Source organism: Rhabdobacter roseus (assembly GCF_014202275.1).
Lineage (GTDB): Bacteria > Bacteroidota > Bacteroidia > Cytophagales > Spirosomataceae > Rhabdobacter > Rhabdobacter roseus.
This window is the reverse complement of record NZ_JACHGF010000004.1, coordinates 1-5,099: the sequence shown is the minus strand read 5'-3', so window position 1 is coordinate 5,099 and position 5,099 is coordinate 1. Positions and strand designations below refer to the sequence as shown.

4 protein-coding genes are annotated in these 5,099 nt (G+C 56.5%); all 4 read left to right on the top strand.

Translation table 11 applies throughout. The annotated features are described in order from the left end of the window. The first annotated feature begins 268 nt into the window (after positions 1 to 268). A complete protein-coding gene (locus tag HNQ92_RS13920; protein ID WP_184174667.1) occupies positions 269 to 1,000 on the top strand; it encodes a tyrosine-protein phosphatase in 732 nt (243 codons plus the stop codon). A 581-nt stretch (positions 1,001 to 1,581) separates the two neighbouring features. Next, complete coding sequence (locus HNQ92_RS13915; RefSeq protein ID WP_184174666.1) at positions 1,582 to 2,394, top strand: polysaccharide biosynthesis/export family protein; 813 nt, start codon at positions 1,582 to 1,584, stop codon at positions 2,392 to 2,394. 46 nt (positions 2,395 to 2,440) lie between these two features. Next, positions 2,441 to 4,816, top strand: coding sequence for a GumC family protein (locus tag HNQ92_RS13910; RefSeq protein WP_184174665.1), 2,376 nt, complete (start codon positions 2,441 to 2,443; stop codon positions 4,814 to 4,816). Between the two features lie 188 nt (positions 4,817 to 5,004). Further along, positions 5,005 to 5,099: NAD-binding protein (locus HNQ92_RS28940; protein ID WP_184174664.1), on the top strand; the 95-nt coding region annotated here is incomplete at its 3' end.

The following is a 5,099-nucleotide window of genomic DNA, read 5'->3' as shown; positions in this document are numbered from 1 at the left end:
TCCCGGACTACGCGCCCCGGACTACGCGTCTCGGACTGCGCGTCTCGGACTGCGCGTCTCGGACTGCGCGTCTCGGACTGCGCGTCTCGGACTGCGCGTCTCGGCCCTCTCCCGCAGGAGAGGGCTTTTTTTCGCCGCTTTTTTTACCGTAGCTTTGTAATACTTCCCCCGGCCCCTTTCTCCCGCGGGAGAAAGGGGCCGGGGGAAAGAGGCAATTCCATGGGGGCTCGCGCTGGTCCGCTTACTTTTATACTATTGACCCATCTCTATGCTTAACTGGCTCTTTGGCAAGAAAAAAACCGCACTGGACCTTTCCCACATTACGACGGATCTGCATTCGCACCTGATTCCGGGGATCGACGATGGCGTGCAGACCCTGGACGAGTCGGTCGCCATGATCGAACGCTACCAGGAGTTGGGCTACCGCCGGGTCATTACCACGCCGCACGTCATTTGGGACTGCTACAAAAACACCCCGGAGATCATTCTCGAGGGACTGGAAGCCGTGCGCGCCGCCTGCCAGCAGGTTGGCTTATCGGTGGAGCTGGGTGCTGCTGCCGAGTACTTCATCGACGAGCATTTTGTGGAGATGCTCCAGGGCGGACAAAAGCTGCTGACCCTGCCCGGCAACCGCCTGCTGGTAGAGCTCCCCTATTCCACGCCCCTGCTCAATACCTCCGAAACCCTGTTTTCCATCCTGCAACACGGCTACCGCCCCGTGCTGGCCCACCCCGAGCGCTACACCTACTTCTACGCCGATCCGTCGATCTACCACAAGCTGGCCAACCAGGGCTGTGAACTGCAGGTCAACGCGCTGTCACTGACGGGCTACTACGGCGAGGGCATCCACAAAATGGCCGACTGGCTCCTGCGCGAAGGTCTCATTACTTTCCTGGGTACCGACGCTCACCGAATGCAGCACCTGGAGCTGCTGCGCAAGGCCCAGAAATCCCCCTGGCTGATGAAGTATCCGTTTATGAACAGTAGTTTGCCGACTTAGCCACTCTGTAACGCTTAGGAGTCCATAAAGCCCCTCTTTAAAGGTTGGATGGTGAGGCGTTGGCCAAATATATACCCCTCGGGATATACTAGTGTGAAATAAGGTTTCGTTTAGCTAGCTTAGCCCCTTTTGCTTGGGGGCACTGACACCACGTCCCGTAGCGTTAAGATAAAAGCGTGACTTTGTTGAATTTTAGGGCATACGCATCTACCAGGAAATTCAGCCAGCATTATAGAAAAAAGAGAAAATGGTACTTTTCCTTTTTTTATAGCATTTTTTTAGAATGATATATTGCATAAAAAAAAGAATTATGTACCTTGCGTACTAATATTTTGGTAGTATCCGCTACGTTTTGCCGTTAAGGCTTCTTCACACACACTTCCCGTTTCAGCTCACACACTACGTATTGAAAAAACACGGCCCGCGCCGGAAAGCCACTCGTTCGGACAAGAAGATCATGCCTTTGCTCATCTTCTTCTAATCCCTTGAACGCGAGTAGATGCCCTGCCTGGCGGTATCCTTTTTCATTAGTTTAAGATAAGTTGCCATACGTACTAGTATCCAAATCGTCCTCCATGAACATGAATCTGCGTTCTCTGACTCGCGTCAGTGCGTTTGCCACCGCGGTATTTTTTGCCGCTTTGGGAAGTATGACTTCCTGCGTATCGCCCAAAACGATTGTATATTTCCAAGGGGATACGCTTCGCTATTCCTCCGATTCCATCACCCAGCGGTACGTTCCGCTGATCCAGTCCAACGACCTACTTTCCATCATCGTAGGAAGCCTAAGCGCCGAAGCCAACGAAATTTTTAACGCCGCCAACATGGTTACCACCGCAACTACAACCTACGGTATCAACACCGCCGGAGCCGGGCGGCAGCCGGTGGGGTACCTGGTCGACAGCGACGGCAACATCGAGCTGCCCATGGTGGGCAAAGTGAAGGTAGTAGGCCTGATCACCCAGGTAGCGGCCGATACCATCCGCCAACGGCTGCTCACCTACCTGCGCGAGCCTACGGTGACGGTCCGGACGCTGAACTTCAAAGTATCGGTGGTGGGCGAGGTCAACCGCCCGGCCGTCTACGTGATCCCGGACGAGAAAATCGCCCTGCCCGAAGTGCTCAGCATGGCCGGTGACCTGACCATCTACGGCAAGCGGGACAACGTCCTGGTAATCCGGGAGGAAGATGGCCGCCGCCAGTACGCCCGCGTGGATCTCACCTCCCGGCAGATTTTCAACTCGCCTTACTACTACTTGCACAAAAACGACATCGTATACGTAGAGCCCGTGAAGGCTAAAATAGCCATGAGCGATAATACGCGGCAGTTGCTACCTTTTTATGTGAGCATTTTAACAGCAGTATCACTCATCTTGCTCAGAATAAATTTTTAAAACCATTGAGCGGCCTTTTAATTAACTTACTAATATTCAGCCCTATATGGCAGACCGTAACCACCCCCAACCCGTAGAATACGTTGAGGTCGAGGAACAGGAGTTTGATCTACAGGAGTACCTACGTCGTTACCTACGCTACTGGTACCTCTTTCCCCTTTTTGTGGTGCTCACCCTGGTCGTGGCCTTCTTTTACCTACAAATTACCCAACCTATCTACAGCTCCACCGCGACCCTGCTCATCAAGGATCAAAAGAAGGGACTGGGCGGGGGTCAGGCGGATATTCTCGAAGAACTCGCTCAATTCAGCGGCAACAAACTCGTGGAGAACGAAGTCGAGATCCTGACCTCCCAGACCCTCATGGGGCAGGTGGTCAAGGACCTGGGGCTGGAGGTAGCCTACCAAACCCGTGACGGCCTCCGTACCGTGGATCTCTACCGGCGCAGCCCCGTGCGGGTAGAACCGGAAATCATCACCGAGCTGGCCTACGAGGAGCCCCTGGTGATTCACCTCGTCGACAGCACCCACTTCCGGGTCAACGACGAGAGCGAGCCGCGCCGCTTTGGCCAGCGGCTGCGCAACGACTGGGGTGCCTTTACCGTCAAGCGCGGCGACGCGCAGGACCTTGCCTATACCGACGTCCAGGTGCACTTCCGCGACCCCAAGGCGCTTACCGAAGGCATGCTGGAACGTTTGACGGTACAGCAACCCAACGTCAAAAGCACCGTGCTCTCCCTCACCTTCGAGGACCCGTCCGTGCAGCGCGGCAAAGACGTGCTCAACAAGCTCCTGGACGTATACGTGCAGTCTTCGCTCAACGATAAAAACAGCGAAGCCAGCAACACCCTTAAGTTCATCGAAGACCGCCTTGGACTCATTACGGGGGAGCTCAGCGACGTGGAAAGGGGCGTGGAATCCTACAAACGCGAGCAGGGCCTCACCGACATCAGCGCCGAATCTCAGCTGTTCCTGGAAAACATTCAGCAAAACGACGCCAAGCTCAACGAGGTGAACACCCAGATCCAGGTGCTGGAAAGCGTCGACAACTACATTAAGAACGCCGGTGACGGGGCCGTGGCTCCGGCGACCTACATGATCAACGACCCCGTACTGGTATCCCTGCTCACGCGCTTCAACGAGCTGGAGCTCCAGCGCGAACGCTACGCCCGCACCACCACCGCCAACAACCCCCTGCTCGAAACCGTAACCACCCAGCTGGCCAATACCCGCCAGGCCATTCGCGAAAATGTGCAGAACCTCCGGCGGGGGCTAGACGTCACGCGCCAGAACCTGCAATCCATCAATACCCGCTTCTCGGCCGGACTGCGCAGCATTCCCCAAAAGGAGCGTGAGTACGTGGGCATCAAGCGGCAGCAGACCATCAAGGAAAACCTCTACCTCTACCTGCTTCAAAAGCGGGAGGAAACCGCCCTGGCCTACGCCTCCACCGTCACCGACAGCCGCCTCATCGACGCTCCCGTCTCCACCGTGCAGCCTGTCAAGCCCAAGCGCGCCCTCATCTGGCTGGGAGCGGGTGCCGCCGGGATCGTTATTCCCTTGCTGCTGATCAACGCGCTTTTTCTGCTCAATAACACCGTCCAGACCCGCGACGACGTGGAGAGTATGGCGCACGTTTCCGTACTGGGAGAAATTGGCCTCATGAAGTCCGCCAAAGAAAAGGGCGGGGAGGCCGTGATCAAAATGACCAGCCGCAGCGCCGTGGCGGAGCAGTTCCGGGCCCTACGTACCAACCTCCAGTACCTGGGCGACGGCCGTTGCCGCACCCTCATGTTCACCTCCTCCATCGGGGGCGAGGGCAAGAGCTTCGTCAGCATCAACCTGGCAGCTTCCCTGGCCTACTCCGACAAGCGGGTCGTGCTAGTGGGTATGGACCTGCGCAAGCCAACCCTGCACGAGCGGCTGGAAGTACCCAACGACCGGGGCGTCACCAACTACCTGATTGGCCAATCGTCCCTACGGGATCTGATCCAGACTACCCCCGTACACCCCAAGTTTGACGTCATCACCAGCGGTCCCATCCCGCCCAACCCCTCCGAGTTGTTGAGCAACGGTCGGCTGCCCCAGCTGCTGTCGGATTTGCGCCAGCACTACGACTACATCCTGATCGACTCCCCGCCCTACGGACTGGTGACTGACGCCGCCCTCATCAGCGAGCACGTGGACGCTACGCTCTACCTGGTGAGGTTTAACTATACCCTGCGCGACCACCTCAAGCGCATCGGTGAGCTCCACCGCTCCCGCCGCTTCGCCAACCTGAGCGTGGTATTCAACGGCGTCAACTACGGCGCAGGCTACGGCTATGGCTACGGCTACGGCGGGTATGGCTACGGTTACTACGCGGATGAGAAGGAAAGCAAGGCGCGTACGCTGGGGGAACGGATGAAGCGGATGGTGAGCTAGTACCTCACCCCTGCCCCTCTCCTGTTAGGAGAGGGGTGACATAGAGAATGCAAAACTAGGGCATTAGTAATTCTATCTAATAGAAGAGTTATCTATAGTAAAAACTTGCCTCTCCAGCGGGATCGGACCGTCGCACGGAGGGGTAGCGGTGAGGGAATCAATCGTCAACCTATAAAAAACAAAGCACCATGAAAATATCAGTAGTAGGGACGGGCTACGTAGGCCTGGTAACGGGCACCTGCTTTGCCGAGACGGGCAACCAGGTCACCTGCGTAGACATCGA

Bases quoted from the DNA above. Each gene is read 5' to 3' on its own strand.
- HNQ92_RS13920 (WP_184174667.1), top strand. From the start codon at position 269: ATGCTTAACTGGCTCTTTGGCAAGAAAAAAACCGCACTGGACCTTTCC.
- HNQ92_RS13915 (WP_184174666.1), top strand. From the start codon at position 1,582: ATGAATCTGCGTTCTCTGACTCGCGTCAGTGCGTTTGCCACCGCGGTA.
- HNQ92_RS13910 (WP_184174665.1), top strand. From the start codon at position 2,441: ATGGCAGACCGTAACCACCCCCAACCCGTAGAATACGTTGAGGTCGAG.